Source organism: Albibacterium profundi (assembly GCF_042159835.1).
GTDB lineage: Bacteria > Bacteroidota > Bacteroidia > Sphingobacteriales > Sphingobacteriaceae > Albibacterium > Albibacterium profundi.
This window is the reverse complement of record NZ_JBBVGT010000002.1, coordinates 1,612,006-1,628,190: the sequence shown is the minus strand read 5'-3', so window position 1 is coordinate 1,628,190 and position 16,185 is coordinate 1,612,006. Positions and strand designations below refer to the sequence as shown.

Annotated in this window: 16 protein-coding genes and 1 tRNA gene; 11 read left to right on the top strand and 6 right to left on the bottom strand. The window is 42.0% G+C overall.

Going from position 1 to position 16,185, the window contains the following annotated elements; all coding sequences use genetic code 11:
- Window positions 1-15: 15 nt before the first annotated feature.
- From WKR92_RS08740 to WKR92_RS08710, 7 genes are read left to right on the top strand one after another with little or no spacing between them, the layout of a single operon-like run.
- On the top strand, window positions 16-261 hold the full coding sequence (locus WKR92_RS08740) for a hypothetical protein (RefSeq protein ID WP_375557445.1): 246 nt from the start codon (window positions 16-18) through the stop codon (window positions 259-261).
- Window positions 262-279: 18 nt separating this feature from the next.
- Entirely contained in the window at window positions 280-711 is a 432-nt protein-coding gene (locus WKR92_RS08735) for a lipocalin-like domain-containing protein (protein WP_375557444.1), read from the top strand.
- Window positions 712-731: 20 nt separating this feature from the next.
- Complete coding sequence (locus WKR92_RS08730; RefSeq protein WP_375557443.1) at window positions 732-1,514, top strand: hypothetical protein; 783 nt, start codon at window positions 732-734, stop codon at window positions 1,512-1,514.
- A gap of 41 nt (window positions 1,515-1,555) precedes the next feature.
- Complete coding sequence (locus tag WKR92_RS08725) at window positions 1,556-2,032, top strand: hypothetical protein (RefSeq protein ID WP_375557442.1); 477 nt, start codon at window positions 1,556-1,558, stop codon at window positions 2,030-2,032.
- A gap of 18 nt (window positions 2,033-2,050) precedes the next feature.
- A complete protein-coding gene (locus WKR92_RS08720) occupies window positions 2,051-2,620 on the top strand; it encodes a hypothetical protein (protein ID WP_375557441.1) in 570 nt (189 codons plus the stop codon).
- A gap of 34 nt (window positions 2,621-2,654) precedes the next feature.
- Window positions 2,655-3,380, top strand: coding sequence for a LamG domain-containing protein (locus tag WKR92_RS08715; protein ID WP_375557440.1), 726 nt, complete (start codon window positions 2,655-2,657; stop codon window positions 3,378-3,380).
- An 11-nt stretch (window positions 3,381-3,391) separates the two neighbouring features.
- Window positions 3,392-4,249 carry a hypothetical protein gene (locus tag WKR92_RS08710; RefSeq protein ID WP_375557439.1) on the top strand — a complete coding sequence of 286 codons (858 nt, stop codon included), beginning with the start codon at window positions 3,392-3,394 and terminating at the stop codon, window positions 4,247-4,249.
- A 43-nt stretch (window positions 4,250-4,292) separates the two neighbouring features.
- Here WKR92_RS08710 and WKR92_RS08705 read toward each other — a convergent pair.
- Window positions 4,293-4,364: transfer RNA gene (locus tag WKR92_RS08705), tRNA-Glu, on the bottom strand.
- Between the two features lie 169 nt (window positions 4,365-4,533).
- Between WKR92_RS08705 and WKR92_RS08700 the strand changes: the two genes are divergently transcribed.
- The 4 genes from WKR92_RS08700 (at window position 4,534) to WKR92_RS08685 (ending at window position 9,137) form a co-directional block, all read left to right on the top strand.
- Complete coding sequence (locus tag WKR92_RS08700) at window positions 4,534-6,096, top strand: serine hydrolase (protein WP_375557438.1); 1,563 nt, start codon at window positions 4,534-4,536, stop codon at window positions 6,094-6,096.
- 210 nt (window positions 6,097-6,306) lie between these two features.
- The gene (locus WKR92_RS08695) at window positions 6,307-7,431 is read left to right on the top strand and encodes a Re/Si-specific NAD(P)(+) transhydrogenase subunit alpha (RefSeq protein ID WP_375557437.1); all 1,125 of its coding nucleotides are present in this window, start codon (window positions 6,307-6,309) and stop codon (window positions 7,429-7,431) included.
- Between the two features lie 17 nt (window positions 7,432-7,448).
- Window positions 7,449-7,736, top strand: a complete 288-nt coding sequence (locus WKR92_RS08690) for an NAD(P) transhydrogenase subunit alpha part 2 (RefSeq protein WP_375557436.1) — start codon at window positions 7,449-7,451, stop codon at window positions 7,734-7,736.
- A 9-nt stretch (window positions 7,737-7,745) separates the two neighbouring features.
- The gene (locus tag WKR92_RS08685; RefSeq protein WP_375557435.1) at window positions 7,746-9,137 is read left to right on the top strand and encodes an NAD(P)(+) transhydrogenase (Re/Si-specific) subunit beta; all 1,392 of its coding nucleotides are present in this window, start codon (window positions 7,746-7,748) and stop codon (window positions 9,135-9,137) included.
- On the opposite strand, the gene WKR92_RS08680 is transcribed toward WKR92_RS08685, so the two are convergent.
- The 5 genes from WKR92_RS08680 to WKR92_RS08660 form a co-directional block, all read right to left on the bottom strand.
- A complete protein-coding gene (locus WKR92_RS08680) occupies window positions 9,134-12,211 on the bottom strand; it encodes an AAA family ATPase (RefSeq protein ID WP_375557434.1) in 3,078 nt (1,025 codons plus the stop codon). The two genes, WKR92_RS08685 and WKR92_RS08680, sit on opposite strands and share 4 nt — an antisense overlap.
- The gene (locus WKR92_RS08675; protein ID WP_375557433.1) at window positions 12,208-13,431 is read right to left on the bottom strand and encodes a metallophosphoesterase family protein; all 1,224 of its coding nucleotides are present in this window, start codon (window positions 13,429-13,431) and stop codon (window positions 12,208-12,210) included. The genes WKR92_RS08680 and WKR92_RS08675 overlap by 4 nt, the downstream gene beginning before the upstream one ends.
- A 142-nt stretch (window positions 13,432-13,573) precedes the next feature.
- Window positions 13,574-14,149: a YceI family protein gene (locus WKR92_RS08670; protein WP_375557432.1), complete on the bottom strand. Its 576-nt coding sequence runs from the start codon at window positions 14,147-14,149 to the stop codon at window positions 13,574-13,576.
- Window positions 14,150-14,364: 215 nt separating this feature from the next.
- Window positions 14,365-15,294: a GlxA family transcriptional regulator gene (locus WKR92_RS08665; RefSeq protein ID WP_375557431.1), complete on the bottom strand. Its 930-nt coding sequence runs from the start codon at window positions 15,292-15,294 to the stop codon at window positions 14,365-14,367.
- A gap of 182 nt (window positions 15,295-15,476) precedes the next feature.
- A complete protein-coding gene (locus WKR92_RS08660) occupies window positions 15,477-16,097 on the bottom strand; it encodes a trimeric intracellular cation channel family protein (protein WP_375557430.1) in 621 nt (206 codons plus the stop codon).
- Between the last annotated feature and the right edge of the window lie 88 nt (window positions 16,098-16,185).

Below are 16,185 nucleotides of genomic sequence, written 5' to 3'. Positions count from 1 at the left end.
TAAAGACAACAGGCTATGAGAAAAACGATAAACTTATTATTAGGCGCATTATTAGTTGTTTTTGCGGCATCGTGCAAAAAAAGCGAAACACCCGAACCGCAATACCAGACCGATATTTACGTAGCCGGGTATGAAGAGGGAGATATCTACGACATCGCGACATACTGGAAAAACGGCAAGGTCGTCACGCTGGGAAAAGAGGAGGGTTCATCCGGTTCCGGGGCTTCTTCCGTTTTCGTCACAAAAACATTAATTGAATAAAACTAAATCATGATGAACATGAAAAAAATGACTTTTAACGTATGCCTGCCATTGCTTTTACTGGCATTTTGTACGTGGGCTGTTTCTTGCAGCAAGGACAGGTCGGCTCCGCAGCCAACGCCGGAGGAGCTGATTATCGGGAAATGGTATATCGTAAAAATAACAAAAGCTGATGAGAGCGTGCATGAGCCTGCAAACGACTGCGAGAAAGATTCGCATTATAAGTTTGACGATGAAAAACAGATAACGTCTATCAGTTTTCACCTCGATGGAGATGAATGCAAGCGGTATATGCAACTCGGAGACTACCTGTTGGCAGATAATGGAAAGAAACTGATCGTTACCGCACCGGACGGCGTTACCAGCGCCATAGATATCCTCTTGCTTAATGAAACGACGTTGGAGTTGAAAATAGGAGGAGATACCGCCCATTTAAAAAAAGGGACATAGGTGAAATAAAACCGGATGTTATGCGTAAAATAATAAATCTATTACCAGCTCTTTATATCATTGTACTCGTTGGAGCCTGCACCAAAAAGAACAATAACATGCCCAAAGAAGAGATTGTCCTGCTGGAAAAAGTGTACAAAGACGGCAAGCTGTTCCTCGATATCTTTTATGATACACAGTACCGTATTAACCAGATAGATCATTACCGGGATAACGGCGAGATTAAATCCAGACGCACGATTCAACTGGATGAAAATGGGAAGGTGAAAAAAGTCGTGATGGATTTTGGCAATTATGTGGCTACGAATACAATGACCTATGAGGACGGCAGGAAGGTCTTGCACGAGACAACGTATGAATTTACCAATGGTGATGAGCCTACCTATGGTAAACGAGCCTGGAAATACCCCAAAGCAAACGTAATTCAGGACCTCTTGTATTCCGATGACTTAGAAACCATCGGCCACACCAGTACATTTACTTTCTCGGAATCGGGAAACATCGTAAAAAAAGAGCGTGAGGTATCTAGCCATCCTCAGCAAAACACCTACGAACTTTATGAATACGATAAAGGTATTTCCTACGAATTTATGATCGAATCTAATATTCCCGGGTATGCTGATGTGCCGATAGCAAAGAATCAGCTGTTGAGCCGAAAGGTATTTAAACCTGACGGTGAATTTGTGACCGAGGGGAAATTTCAGAATACCTATAATGAAAAAGGATATCTGGTATCGTATATATATGAATACCCGGGCAGTAAAGAAGAGTATCGAATTGAATATAGGTCGGTTATGAAATAGCCGATGCAGAGATGAAACAATTTACATAAAATAAAAATAACATGAAAAAATCACTTCTATTACCCTTATGCACGCTGTTTTTCCTTTGGGGATGCGATGACGAAGAAACCGACATCAAGCCCCATATTGATCTGGCGGTAGAATCTTTTGATTTTACGATAGAGAAAACAGCCCAGTTTGAAGGGAACATCACGTTCACGGCGATCATAAAAAATGTAGGCGATGACTACCGATCCAACGATGGGCAGCAAGCGATCAGCCTGACCCAAATACCGCCGGGTGGGCAATCTGTTACACTGGAAAGCGAAAGGTTTAAAGATCTGGATGCGGGAGAGACCATCGCGCTGCGCTACACACACCAGGGATGGCGTGCATCGCAAGAATTTCCACCGAGCTTTAGGGTGCGGATTGGTTTTGATCCGGACTTGTATATCGATGGAAACCCGCATAACGACGATGGCAATACGGAAAATAACACGAGAGAAATAACCGGACAGCAAATAAATGCACGGTTTTAATCATCAAAAACAGAGATTATGAAACAGATTAACGTATTAAAAACGATTTTTTTGGCTGTTGCGGTCATCGGGATGACCACAATGCAGCTAAGCTGTAAAAAAGGGGACACCGGGCCGCAAGGCCCTAAAGGGGAACAAGGAGAGAAAGGAGATAGGGGCGATGACGGCGATAAGGGAGATAAAGGAGATAAAGGAGATAAAGGGAACACAGGGACTGCGAATGTTATTTATTCAGACTGGTCTTCCATAACATTCACGAACAGTGGCGGCGTATATTCGGGTACGATCAATGCGCCTAAACTAACAGCGGATATACTGAATAAAGGGGAGATAGCGGTTTATGAACGAACAGTGATAGGGCTTCCCCCATCCACGACGAACTATACCAAACTACCTTATACCAACGGTTCCAAATGGGTTAAAGTGGATATGGAGGTCGGCAAGATTATCATCCGTTCCAATGTCAACAGTATTTCCTCTTATCGATACGTACTGATTCCGGGAGGGGTAGAGGCATCAGCCGCGGCAAGGTATTTGGATTTTAATGATTATGGCGCTGTTAAGAGCTTCTATAATATTAAAAAGTAACGTTTCTTCCTAAGCGTTTCTCAATAAAAACGATATGCCAAATACTTGGATATTTTATAGTAAGAGCATAATCCGGATACTGCTGATAAGTGTGCTTGTGGGCAGCTGCAATAAAGATGATGCATCTTCGGAAGAAGCGGCAGATCGCCCATACACCCGCTATATGCTGACGGGTTATGGAAGCTACGTAGAGATCCCACATCGCCCGGCATTGAATCCCGAGGCGGGCATCACTCTGGAAGGGTGGGTGCGCCTTGATAATGCAGCGGCGGGCAATGTACTTATCACAAAAAAGCCGGAGTATAAGCAGGGAGGTTATGTTGTTGGTGTCCGTGAACAGGATGGTGAGCCGGTGTTGTATTCCTATATGGGGTATGAGGAGGGCGAACAGCGGGCAGGTCATGTCCCTATCCAGCAATGGGTGCATTGGGCAGTAACATCAGATGGCAGAACGAGGAAACACTACATCAATGGGAAACGGGTTGGTGAGTTTGCAGAAAGCGGTTCGGTACTTATACCAAGTGCCGAACCGCTTTTTCTGGCTAAAAACGTACCGGCCCATACCGGGATGACGGAGCTTCGGTTATGGAATATCGCACGGACGCAGAACGCCATCAAAGCCGATATGCTTAAAAACATAACCAAACCGGCGGCAGGCTTAGTCGCGGTATGGCAGCTGCACCATAATGCAAACGACCTTATCGGTGGATACCACGGTGTGCCGCACAACAACCCGACATTTAAAATATGGAGTGATTAACCTCTAATCAAATGAGAGCGGTAATCATTGGAATTGTCATTTGGGGTTTCTGTGCCTGTTTGATGGTTTGGGCTATGTTTTTTCCGTCTCAGTGGTTTTTGAAATCTACCGCCAAACGCGCAAACATCACAATAAATTACGCCAAATCATTAAAAGACGGTATTTTAATTTCCGAGAGAATTGATAAAACAAGGTTTTCATCCGGGCGGATACTTTATTTGTTGGATGATGGAACCATGCATAGCCGGTATTTCAATAAACCGGTGACCATAAAAGGTATTTCCGGAAATCTGCTGTGGACTTCACAGGGTTCTTCACTTGAATTGCCAGACTTAGAACCAGGGCCAAAAATGAAAAGCATTATTTCAAAATGTGAAGCAGAACCTGTACAAGAAGTCAAAGTCGATTCGCTAGGGTACCTGCTTATTACAGAAAAGAATGGCGAAATTATAAGGTGCAACCCCGGTTACGGCGCTGGCATTTCTCCGTTTAAACAAGAAAGCCCCATTATATCGGGCTCTCTCCCTGTAAGATTAGAAAAGGAAAAACGTACTTACTACCTTACAATCAATGGCAATCGAGCGTCAGGTAAATTACTCGAAGCGAAAATTGCAGAAACCATTAGAAACAAAGACAGGAGGCAGTATTTATTTATAGAAGGCGAGCCTTTAATCGAATTTCAGAAAAGTTTACGTAAAGGGTCCGCCCGTTATCTGGGGCGATATTCAGCGGAAGAAACTCGTTGGGAAACACAATTGGGAAGTGATGAAAATGAAATTGTTCGAGTCAACAGTTATTTTCTGAGAGACCGAATTTGGGTGAATTTCGACGAACCCTACAAAATGAAAACCGCCTTTAAATATATTTAAAGGCGGTTTTTTAATCTTCTCGGCTCTCTTTGGAGCTTCTCGGTAGCCCGTAGGGGAATCGAACCCCTGTTTCCAGAATGAAAATCTGGCGTCCTAACCCCTAGACGAACGGGCCAATAAATGTTTCCTTACAAACGTTATCCGTTTTTCGGAATGCAAAGATACTTCTTTATGAGAAATATCAAAACGAATCGTAAAATATATTTGTGGAATATTTATACCTTTATGTTGTATTCATCACACAAACAACTAACCTGATCTAACAATAGAAATATTCAACTCCCATGAGAAACAGTTTATATCTTTACTCTATCGCTTTGACGTGTATAAGCGTATTCTTTTTTACAACATCTGCAAGTGCTCAACTGTCAGAAACGCAAATTGATAGCATTGCGGAGAAAACACTGCAAACCTTCAATGTGCCGGGAATTGCTGTTGGAGTGATTAAAGACGGCAAATCGGTTCACGCAAAGGGATATGGGGTGCGCTCGATCAAAACCAATGAAAAAGTAGATGAAAACACACTTTTTGGCGTGGCTTCGAACACGAAAGCTTTTACAGCAGCTTCTCTTGGCATATTGGTCGACCAAGGAAAGATAGAATGGGATACAAAAGTGACCGATATTATCCCAGAATTTAAACTCTATGATGCGTATGTAACCCGTGAATTTACTGTGCGAGATCTACTTACGCATCGCAGCGGGCTGGGTTTGGGAGCCGGTGATTTGATGATCTGGCCAGATTCAAATTCCACAACGAAGAGTGAGCTAATTCACAATCTCCGATATTTGAAGCCTGTCTCATCCTTCAGGTCTAAATACGATTATGACAACTTACTTTATATCGTTGCGGGTGAAGTGGTGGCTCGAGCTTCGGGGATGAACTATGAGGATTTTGTGGTTAAGCACTTCATTGAGCCCTTGGGCATGTCGCAGACAGCCATGTCATGGTATCGTTTGGAAGACAGATCGAATATTATTGACGGTCATGCACCGGTTAACGGAGAATTACAAACCGTCGGCCTAAGCTTCTCAGAGGTTGCAAATGCTGCGGGAGGTATGTACTCCAATATCACCGATATGAGTAAGTGGGTCATCGCCCAGTTAAATCATGGTAAGTATGGTACAAACCTACGAGACAGTTTATTCTCCGAGGCTGTACATAAGGAAACTTGGACGCCGCAAACTCTTATCCGCGGTCGTTCGCCCTATAGCGGAAACCCATTTATGGCCTATGGGTTAGGTTGGAACCTAAGAATGGTTGACGGCTATTTTCAGGTGATGCATACCGGTGGTCTGGCTGGCATCGTAACACAGGTTACGATGATTCCTGAATTAGACTTAGGCATTATTGTATTAACCAATCAACAATCGGGTTATGCATTTAATTCTATTTCGAATAGTATCAAAGATGCTTATTTCGGGAAAGCAGCCAATGACTGGATCGGTCAATACAATGAAATGCGACTTGCATCGCAGAAACGCGCTACCCAAATTACAGACGCATTATGGGATAAGATCAACTCAGCCGACAACAGCGTTACTGTAAAAAAAGAAACATTCACCGGAACCTTTACAGATCCGTGGTTTGGAGACGTCACTATTGAAAAAAAAGGCGATCAGCTATATTTCAGAGCCCATAAATCTCCGAAATTACAAGGACCAATGTATTTTTATAAAGGGAATACCTTTATCGTTAAGTGGAACGATAGGACACTCGATGCAGACGCTTTTGTAATGTTTAATCTGGATCAAGAGGGACGGGCAAATGGCTTTACAATGGAGGCTATCTCACCGTTAACCGACTTTAGTTTCGACTTCCAAGACTTAGATTTTGGGCAGAAATAGGTAATACATAAAACGACCTGGGTTGTAAATCAACAATAAGAAGATTCATTTTAATATCAATTTCATATTAAAAAAGCCAATAAATGATTATTATTTCATTTATTATTGCCTTTTGATTTAAAAATACTAATTAATATTCTATATTTGCCAGTTGCAACATTTTAGATGCAATTGACTTGTTGGTTAAAATTTTTATAATCCAAAAGAATAATGATCCTAGGGGTACTCAAAGAAACCAAAGAACATGAACGGCGCGTAGCGCTCAGTCCAGAGGTTGTTAAACTTCTTGTCAAAAAAGAATTTCAGGTCGAAATAGAAAGTGGAGCTGGCTTAGGTTCTAACTTTAGTGACGATGATTATAAGCGAATGGGCGCTAATATCGTCCAGAAGGCAGAAATTTACAACGCAGATGTCATCCTAAAGGTGAATGCGCCAACACAGGAAGAAGCATCCCAGTTTAAAAGCCAATCCGTCGTTATCTCACTTCTATATCCTTATACACAACCAGAACTGCTCGACATCCTAAATTCGCGCCAAATTACTTCGTTTGCCATGGATGCAGTGCCCCGCATATCTCGGGCGCAAAAGATGGATGCGTTAAGCTCGCAAGCCAATTTAGCTGGCTATAAAGCTGTAATTATGGGAGCAAACGCCTTGGGTAAGATTTTCCCCTTGATGATGACTGCCGCAGGCACCATTACACCTGCGAAAGTTCTAATTTTCGGGGCTGGTGTAGCCGGCTTACAGGCTATAGCCACCGCCAAACGTCTAGGTGCAATCGTGGAAGTATCTGATGTAAGACCTGAGACCAAAGAGCAAGTGGAATCATTAGGTGGCCGCTTCCTTATTGTTGAAACTGATGAAGAGGTAAAAACGGAAGGCGGTTATGCTAAAGAGGTTTCACAGGAGTTCTTAGCGAAACAACAACAGCTAATTAAAGACAAAATCAGAGACGCTGACCTTGTTGTTACAACGGCTCTGGTAATGGGCAAAAAGTCGCCGATCCTCGTCACAGAGGAAATGGTCAAATCTATGAAACCCGGTTCTGTCATTGTAGATATGGCTGTTGAATCTGGTGGTAACTGCGAAATCTCAGAGTATAACAAGACGGTTGAAAAACACGATGTCATCATCATCGGGGAATCTAATATTCCGTCTCTATTACCTATTAATGCTAGTCAGTTATATGCTACTAACCTAAGTGCTCTTCTCCTTCATTTGGCTACCAATGACGGCTTCAAATGGGAAATGGACGAAGAGATCACTAAAGGATCACTGATTACTCATCAAGGGGAATTGGTCCACGAGTTCACTAAATCTATTTTATCTAAATAATTCTAAAATCATTAATTATGTCTGCTGATAGTTTTATAGTTCTATTGTACATATTAATACTAGCCAGTTATCTAGGCTTTGAGCTAATAAATAAGGTTCCACCTACCCTTCACACACCTTTAATGTCCGGATCCAATGCGATCTCCGGAATCACGATCGTCGGGGCAATTATAGCTTGCAACGAACTAGGCTATCTTTCGATGAGCAAATGGCTTGGAATGGCTGCATTGATTTTGGCAACCATTAATGTAGTTGGAGGCTATGCGGTTACGGATAGGATGCTTAAAATGTTCAAGAAAAAATAAGGATAGAAAATGGACATCATTATACAATTATCATATTTAGTCGCCTCTATATTGTTTATAGCTGGCATCAAAATGCTAGGTCGTACCAAAACTGCCCGTAAAGGGAATTTTGTATCCTCAATCGGCATGTTCATCGCAATTTTTGCGACTGTCATCCAAGTGGAAGCAATCAGTCTGATCGATATTCTTATTTGTGTAATCATTGGTTCAGCGATCGGGTTGGTGATTGCATTCAAAGTGCAAATGACGAAAATACCTGAAATGGTAGCTATGTTCAACGGCTTCGGAGGTCTGGCCTCCTTGTCAATAGCCTTGTCAGACTTCTGGTTAAACACGCAAGAGCGAGGTCTCGATGTCGACTTAATCACAGGCATTAGTGTAGCTTTGAGTATCCTAATCGGAGGAATCACGTTCACTGGGTCGCTAATTGCCTTTATGAAACTTAGTGGGAAGATATCGGGAAGGGCAATCGTTTTCACCGGTCAACATCTCATCAACCTCATTCTACTCATACTGTCGGTTGGTATCACCTTTTTTGCATTGACAGACTTTTCAAATCCAACTTACATGATCATATTGGGACTGTTGGCATTGGCATTAGGTGTCCTAATCGTTATCCCTATCGGCGGCGCGGATATGCCAGTTGTCATCTCCCTATTAAACTCTTACTCTGGAATGGCAGCCTGTGCGACGGGATTTGTTCTCAACAATAACGTCTTAATTGTTGCGGGTGCACTTGTCGGAGCTTCAGGAATTATCCTAACACAAATTATGTGTAAAGCGATGAATCGTTCTTTAGTGAATGTACTCTTGGGTGGGTTTGGACAAACTTCTGCCGGCGGAGCAACCCAAGATGATGGCTCTGAAATTGTCGTGAAAGAAGTAGGCGTGGAAGAAGCTGCGCAAATCTTTGACTCAGTTTCATCGCTGATCATTGTTCCTGGATATGGAATGGCAGTCGCTCAAGCACAACACGTCATTCGAGAATTGAGTGAACTTTGTGAAAAGAACGGTGTAGATGTCCGTTTCGCCATCCACCCAGTTGCCGGTCGGATGCCAGGGCATATGAATGTTCTCTTAGCTGAAGCCAATATCTCATATGATAAGTTGATCGAAATGGACGAAATCAATGATGATTTTGCAAATACCGATCTCGTTTTTGTAGTCGGAGCTAATGACGTTGTAAACCCGGCAGCCAAAACCAATCCGAATAGTCCGATTTTCGGAATGCCGGTATTGAATGTTGAAAAAGCACAAACCGTAATCGTTAGTAAACGAAGTATGGGTAAAGGCTATGCAGGTATTGAGAATGAACTATTTGGTGCAGATAACTGTCTTATGTTATTCGGGGATGCAAAGCAAACTATTACGACGTTAGTTAGCGAGCTGAAGGAAGCTTAAATCCAACTACCTGAAATTAGGCTGCCGCGGACCGCATCTTTGTGAACAACAAGAAATACGTCGATTTCTTGTTGTAAATCTTCAACGTGTGATATAACTCCGACGACCCTGTTCTCTTTACGGAGCGTCTTCAGCGTAGTCAACGCCGTTTGTAACGATTCCCGATCAAGCGAGCCAAAACCTTCATCTAGAAAGAAGAAGTTTTGTTTCGACTTATTTTGTTGTTGCACACTCTCTGCAAGAGCTAAAGCGAGCGACAGAGAGGCTTGGAATGTCTGTCCGCCTGAAAGAGTCTTGATACTTCGAAGGCGACCGTTATTTAGAAAATCCCGTACTTGGAAGTTGTTGTTTGTATCAACTTCCAATTGTAATTGCTGATTAGTCAATTTATAGAATCTTTTGTTTGCCTCTTTACACAAGTTTTGCAAATAAACCCGCGATATATAGCTAACAAATCCACTCCCTTTAAATAGTTTTTTTAAGAGATCAAGATTAATAGATCGCTTATCAAGGTGTTCCAATGAAGCAAGAAGATCCTTCTTCTTATTAAAATCCTTCTGTTCCCTTTCAAAGAGTGAATACTCCTTAATATATCGTGCCCGCTCCTCTTCGAGTTTAGTTTTATCTACTCGAATGGATTCCTCGAGCGAAAGATACCTAGCTTTATCAAATTCCTTTTCCCCCAAGGTCGCTTCCAGGTTTTCTAGTTGCTCTCTAAAAGAATATACCTTCTGTCTATAATCTATAATTTCCTTTTTCAACGAGCTGGTGTCCAAATGCTGATCCAAAACCCGTCGAATAGAAATAAAATCAGGAAAGGATGAAACTTTACGTGTATCCTCAAGTTCTTGGCTTAGCAAGAGCGACTTGTTTTCCGACTCTTGGATGGTGTTTTGGAGGAAATGCAGTCGTTCCTTAAGCCCTATCAGGTCTCCAGACAGCTGATCTCGCTTCTTAACGCACTGTTCATACTTTGTACGATTGTCTTCGATTGTTCGTTTCAGGTTGGCAGATTTTGTTTTCAAATAATCATCTTCGTCATTGACGTGATCGTCAATCTTTAGACGCCGAAGATTCTTTCGTAGAGCTTCATATTCCGAATCTATTTTTACGACATCATGCTCAAACCCTTGCACAGCTTTTTCATACCGTGCAGATTGCTCCTGCAACCGCATAAGCTCCTGCTCCAATTCCTGTTCAAGTTTTTCATCCGCAATAATTTGAGCCTGAATATCTTTGGCAGACTTAAGCGCGTCCTCTAACTGCTGTGGGCTATCAGGTGAAAAGCCAGTCCATTTGAACTGTTCCAGATGCTTGTCCAACAGAGCTTCCTCTATTTCTCGCTTCTGTTTAACCGTCTCGATCGTATTCGCTAAACGATGTAAAACTTGAACATAATGCGACAGATCAGCCGTGAACCGACCAAGCTTTGTTTCCTGTTGTTTCAACTGGTTCAACCTTCCCTCCTCATCCTTTAGGTGCATGTTCACATCTTCAATTTCCATAATCTCAGGATGGCTGGTTGAACCGCATAGCATACAAGCTTCTCCATTCTTTAAAAGACCGGTAAACTCTCCTAGCTTCGTTTGTAAACGAAACTGGTCGATACGGCCTTGTACAAGAACCTGCTCTTCTCGAACTGAACCTATCAATGCATTTATATCATCGAGGTGATATCTAGGCGTCGTACCCATTTTAACTCCGGCCAAAATAGGATCCGACAATTGATCTTTAATCTTATCTAGCAATAAGTCGGATTCTGCTTGCTCATTCGTCGACCGCTGAGTTAGCTCGAGGATATTCTTTTTCAAACTATTCTTCTGGTCATACCAGACCCGCATATCTGATAGCATCATCATATCCGGAACTGCCGATTGACGGTATTTTCTTTTTTGTCTGACCGCCTCGTACTCCTTCTTTTTTTGCTCCAACACCGCCCTGGTGGACTCCACATGTTTCTGTCCGGATTCTCTTCTGTTTTTCAACTGCACTCGTTGCCGTTTCAGCCCATTCATCTGAATACAGGATTCAAGATCAGCAATCTGATCTTTATATTCGTCTTGTCGCTGATACTCTGCTTCTAACGTCGCCAATTCTTGTTTAGCTAGCGTGAGTGACTTCTCGCCTTCGCTAATCTGTTGTTCGGTCGCCTCCCTTTGTTTAATCCGCTGCTCTGTCGATGCCTCAAGTTCCTCTTTCCGGTTAAGTTTGTCTCTAAAATGAACAATGCAATATTCATACTCTTGTAGGGTCTTTTCGGATTCTAGAACCTTCTTTTCCATTCCCAGCAACTCGCCGAGCGCGTTCTCCAGCATTCGTTTTTGGTCGTATTGTTTTTTTACAGAAATCAGCTTTTCGAACTCTTTACATTTTTCATCGAACTCCGTTTGTTGAGATGCTAGCGATTTCTTTAGATGCTTTAAGTTAAGTTCCTTTTCATCTAAATAGCTTTTTTCAATATCTGCGAACTGCAAAAGCTGTCCCTGCAGTAGATTTATAGCATCCTTATTTTTTCTTTCCAACGAAGTAGTTTGAAAGAAAAACTCGTACTTCGATAGGTCGAATATTTCTTTCAACATATCGGTTCTCGCCTTATCTCCCAGTTGCAGGAACTCTTGGAATTTCCCTTGCGGAATGATGATGGTGCGTCGGAAATTAACATAGCTTAAACCCAGTACATCTTCAGCAGACTTCAGCTCCAAGGGCTCCCAAGATTCGCCGTTTAGCTTATAGGCGCTTCTTTCATAGGTTCCAACCTTCGTAAAATCCTTACCATGTCGCTTCCCTCTAACGGTAAAACGATAGATTGACTCATCATAATTTTTAAACTGAAAGTCGATCCACAGCTCATTTGATTTCAAATTCATCATATTATAGCTGCGATTATCGTTTCGGTTCATTCGTTCTGTTTCTCCGTAAAGCGCAAACGCGATTGCCTCCAAAATTGAGGATTTCCCAGAACCCACAGAACCAAAAATCCCAAAAAGTTGCCCCTCCAACAATTTGTCGAATTCAACAATTTGTTCCTCTTGATAGGAATACAAGCCTTTAATTACAATGGAAATAGGTATCATTCTTCGCTCTGCTCTGATCTGATTTCTTTAAACAATTCAAATAACTCGTCATTGATATCTTGCCCGGTTTGATGTTTAAAGTACTGTTTGAAAAGCTCATCCACACTCTGCTGCAAATTAATAGATTGCTCTTCCTGTTCTGTTTCTCTCCTGTTTTTAATTTCAGGGATTAAGGTGATAATACCGTCATGTGCCTGAAATAACCGTCTTCGATCTTCTGACGATATATATTCATCGCTCACCAGCGTTAGCTCGAGCAGAGAATCAGGGTTATCATGCAGCCAAGTCAACGCATCGTCAATATGATTGAAACGTTTTCGCTGAAGGATCCGTCCAGCCGTTAAACGCCTACGTTCATATTGGACTGATTCTCCCGGCTGGGCATCGATGATGACAACAAACTTATCTTGTTCTGCCTCCGCGAAACTATAGCTAAGAGGGCTACTACTATAAATAACCGGGCAAGGTGAATCATCTATTTTTTGATAACGATGCAAATGCCCTAACGCTACATACTGAATCTGAGGAGGAATATTTTTTGAAAATACAGCTTGTGCCCCACCAATATGGAGTATCGGTTTTTCGTCCTCTGGCTCGTCGGGAGGAGGAGTACCTTCTTTCATCACGAATAAATGAGTCATCAAGATATTAACCCCTTGGTCGTCACAATAGGTATCGGCCAGTGTCGCCCATTGCTTCTCTAAAATACTGCGTAACTCAACTTCTGTATCCTCTTTTCCTAGGAATGTGCGTAAGCGGTATTCGTTGGCATAAGGAGTGAGCAATAACCGTAGTTTCCCTTCATGCCTTGGAAGCCTTACTTCGATAAATCCAGGCTCGCTTCGCGTAATACATATTCCGGACTCCAATTCGCATGGAGCCACTGTTGAGTGAGGGTAACCAATAAATAGGATTCCGTTCTCTTTCGCTAATGGATCTGGCGCTTCAATTCTATCCGGTGAATCATGATTGCCTGCGATCGCCACAACCAACCTTTTTCCTCCTTTAGTGAGTCTTTTGAGCGTCCGGTAGAATAACTCAACCGCTTCAGTCGACGGGTTATAGTTATCAAAAAGGTCACCCGCAATAAGGATAACATCAACATCTTCATCGTCAGCAATCGCGACAATCTCATTGAGTACGTCTCTTTGTTCATCTAGCCGTGAAAACTTCTCTAGACGCTTCCCTAAATGCCAATCTGCTGTGTGAAGAATTTTCATGTTTTTTCTCTAACCTCGACACGTAAAATAACGGATTTTTATTGAAATAGCTAAATGAAAGAAGGAGAAGAAATAATCCGATCATAAAAAAGACAGACCTCAAATGGGTCTGTCTTCAAGAACTCAAATATCTATTAGACGATTATTTATGACCAAATTCACCGTCAGCTTTGATAGTTACCTCATCACTAATCATAGGTGCAGGGAAGCCAGACCCCATATTGAAATCAGAACGCTTAATTTCACCTGTTATCTGAATACCTGCAACTGGCGCACCATTCGCATTTGGATTTTCAGTAGTTCCACGATACAGCATGGTCATAGTCACTGGTTTTGTTACTCCAACCAATGTAAGATCACCTTTTAGGGTGTATTTATTTTTACCCGCTTTTTTAATTGATGTGCTCTTAAACGTCATTGTAGGAAACTTTTCTACGTTGAAGAAGTCAGCACTTCTTAAATGATCGTCTCTTTGTCCAACGCGAGTATCAACTGATTTTGTCTGAACAGTCAACTCAACTACGGCATCGCTAAAATCGTCCTTCGACGACGTGATGGTTACATCATATTCTCCGAAGTGTCCGGGAACATCAGCGATCCCCAAGTGGGTCACTTCAAAACCTAATTTAGAATGATATGGATCAGCTGTCCATGTCGTTTGCGCGAACACACCTACTGACACAAATAGGAATGCTAAGAATAGTGTTACTTTTTTCATTTTTCTTTTTTTTATTGTTTACCTAATTAAATATCGTTGATGAGGCACTTTGGTCTATAGTCAATATTCGAAACAAAATACACTCGTCGTTGTTTGCCAGTCAATCAAAAATCCAACTGGCGATCAACTCTTTGTATGATCATGCACAAAGGTAGCTACTAAAGAAAAATGTGTACTTAACCTATGTTAATAAATATGAATACGGATCGAAATGATTACTGCAAGCTAACACGCACATTGGGACTAGTCTGCTTTAGCTCTCGATACTTATTTCGATAGTCGACGGGAGACATGCCGGCAAACTTCTTAAACACTTCTCGAAATGCCTTGGAATCAGAGTAACCTACTTGAAACATAACTTCATTAACATTGGGCATGCCCCCTTCAAACTGTTTTTTCGCCACCTCCATTTTAACACGCTGGGCATATTCAACAACCGTATTACCAGTAGCCTTTTTGAATCTCCGCTCAAACGTCCTACGTCCGATAGCCAGCCTGTTGCATAACATCTCAATCGTAATCTTGTCTTGATAATTTCCTTCAATATACTCCTGCGCTTTCAATACACCTTCGTCATTGTGACTTTTTTGCCCTGAAAAGATCATAAATGGAGACTGACTCGTACGGTCAATATCAATCTCGAAAACCTTCGATTGTAGAATAGCTATTTTTCTACCGGCAAGTTTTTCTATTAGATACAGATTTAGGTTAAGGGAGGAATATGCACCGCCACTAGTATAGATCCCATTTTCATCTGTAATAATTTTTTCATTCAGCAACTCTACTTGAGGAAACATTTCTTGAAACTCTTCGCTGGCCATCCAATGCGTTGTGCAACGTTTACCATTCAAAAGTCCGGTACTAGCCAATAGGAAAGCACCAATGCAGAGGCTAGCTACTTCTGCGCCCCTTTTATATTGTTCCAGAATCCAAGGCACGAAATCCGCATTATTCTTTACAACTTGACGATAATCACCATGAATCGCGGGAATGATAATTAAGTCGGTTTGGATAACGTCGGAAATCATTTTATCAGGAGAAACAGTAAATATTCCATTGCTTATACGGCGCTCATCACTTGCCGCAATCAGCTCTACTTTAAACTTAGGCTCCCCACCTTGCTCAATTAAGAACGAATTCGCCATTGTGAACATTTTGAAGGTTGCCTCCAAATTACTAATGCTCGTATCTCCTTTGGGTAATAACAAAGACACATGTATCATGATTTCATACTTAGGTTTCGATCAAAGAATTTCATAATCGAAGCTTTCAACAAATATAATCATTTACTATAACGTAAGAAGCCAACGAATGATGACACTTATAATTACTTTTTTCTTATTCCGAACGTTGGTAGGTTCCAATGGTAATGAAGCCCCATAAATCGCATTCCAAAGCAAATAAATAATGCGATAGCCGAAGTGATGTTAATATCATAGCTCATATGACTCCCGAAAACAACGATTGCCGCCCCCACCATTGCCGCTGATGCATAGATTTCCCGCCTCAGGATCACGGGAACGCGACCTAATAACACATCTCTCAGCACTCCACCGCCGACAGCCGTCGTAATGCCTAGTAGTATAGCCATTTCGTAATTAAAGCCGAAGGCCAATACCTTTCGAGTTCCCGCAATGGCAAAGACAGACAAGCCTACAGCATCAAAAATAAGAACGGGATGATTTAAGATATTGACCCACGAGTAAAAAGCCATGCTGATAACGGCAGCCGCTAAGGCGGTCAATAAATAGGGCAAATGAGTTAAGCCAGTAGGCGGTATCGCACCAATACACAAGTCACGGATAATCCCACCTCCGCACGCCGTCGTAAAGGCGATAGCAAAAATACCAAATACGTCTAATCCACGTTGACGTGCGGCAACTGCCCCACTGACTGCGAACACGAAGGTCCCAATCAGATCCAAAATAATGTAAATTTCATTTGTCATTTGCGTCATATGATGCAATGCCTTGTCTCTTGAATTTCTCTAAAAATAGCAATACTTATCTGTATCAACGAAAATTATGTAAGGAATC

Bases quoted from the DNA above. Each gene is read 5' to 3' on its own strand.
- WKR92_RS08740 (WP_375557445.1), top strand. From the start codon at position 16: ATGAGAAAAACGATAAACTTATTATTAGGCGCATTATTAGTTGTTTTT.
- WKR92_RS08735 (WP_375557444.1), top strand. From the start codon at position 280: ATGAAAAAAATGACTTTTAACGTATGCCTGCCATTGCTTTTACTGGCA.
- WKR92_RS08730 (WP_375557443.1), top strand. From the start codon at position 732: ATGCGTAAAATAATAAATCTATTACCAGCTCTTTATATCATTGTACTC.
- WKR92_RS08725 (WP_375557442.1), top strand. From the start codon at position 1,556: ATGAAAAAATCACTTCTATTACCCTTATGCACGCTGTTTTTCCTTTGG.
- WKR92_RS08720 (WP_375557441.1), top strand. From the start codon at position 2,051: ATGAAACAGATTAACGTATTAAAAACGATTTTTTTGGCTGTTGCGGTC.
- WKR92_RS08715 (WP_375557440.1), top strand. From the start codon at position 2,655: ATGCCAAATACTTGGATATTTTATAGTAAGAGCATAATCCGGATACTG.
- WKR92_RS08710 (WP_375557439.1), top strand. From the start codon at position 3,392: ATGAGAGCGGTAATCATTGGAATTGTCATTTGGGGTTTCTGTGCCTGT.
- WKR92_RS08700 (WP_375557438.1), top strand. From the start codon at position 4,534: ATGAGAAACAGTTTATATCTTTACTCTATCGCTTTGACGTGTATAAGC.
- WKR92_RS08695 (WP_375557437.1), top strand. From the start codon at position 6,307: ATGATCCTAGGGGTACTCAAAGAAACCAAAGAACATGAACGGCGCGTA.
- WKR92_RS08690 (WP_375557436.1), top strand. From the start codon at position 7,449: ATGTCTGCTGATAGTTTTATAGTTCTATTGTACATATTAATACTAGCC.
- WKR92_RS08685 (WP_375557435.1), top strand. From the start codon at position 7,746: ATGGACATCATTATACAATTATCATATTTAGTCGCCTCTATATTGTTT.
- WKR92_RS08680 (WP_375557434.1), bottom strand. From the start codon at position 12,211: ATGATACCTATTTCCATTGTAATTAAAGGCTTGTATTCCTATCAAGAG.
- WKR92_RS08675 (WP_375557433.1), bottom strand. From the start codon at position 13,431: ATGAAAATTCTTCACACAGCAGATTGGCATTTAGGGAAGCGTCTAGAG.
- WKR92_RS08670 (WP_375557432.1), bottom strand. From the start codon at position 14,149: ATGAAAAAAGTAACACTATTCTTAGCATTCCTATTTGTGTCAGTAGGT.
- WKR92_RS08665 (WP_375557431.1), bottom strand. From the start codon at position 15,294: ATGGCGAATTCGTTCTTAATTGAGCAAGGTGGGGAGCCTAAGTTTAAA.
- WKR92_RS08660 (WP_375557430.1), bottom strand. From the start codon at position 16,097: ATGACAAATGAAATTTACATTATTTTGGATCTGATTGGGACCTTCGTG.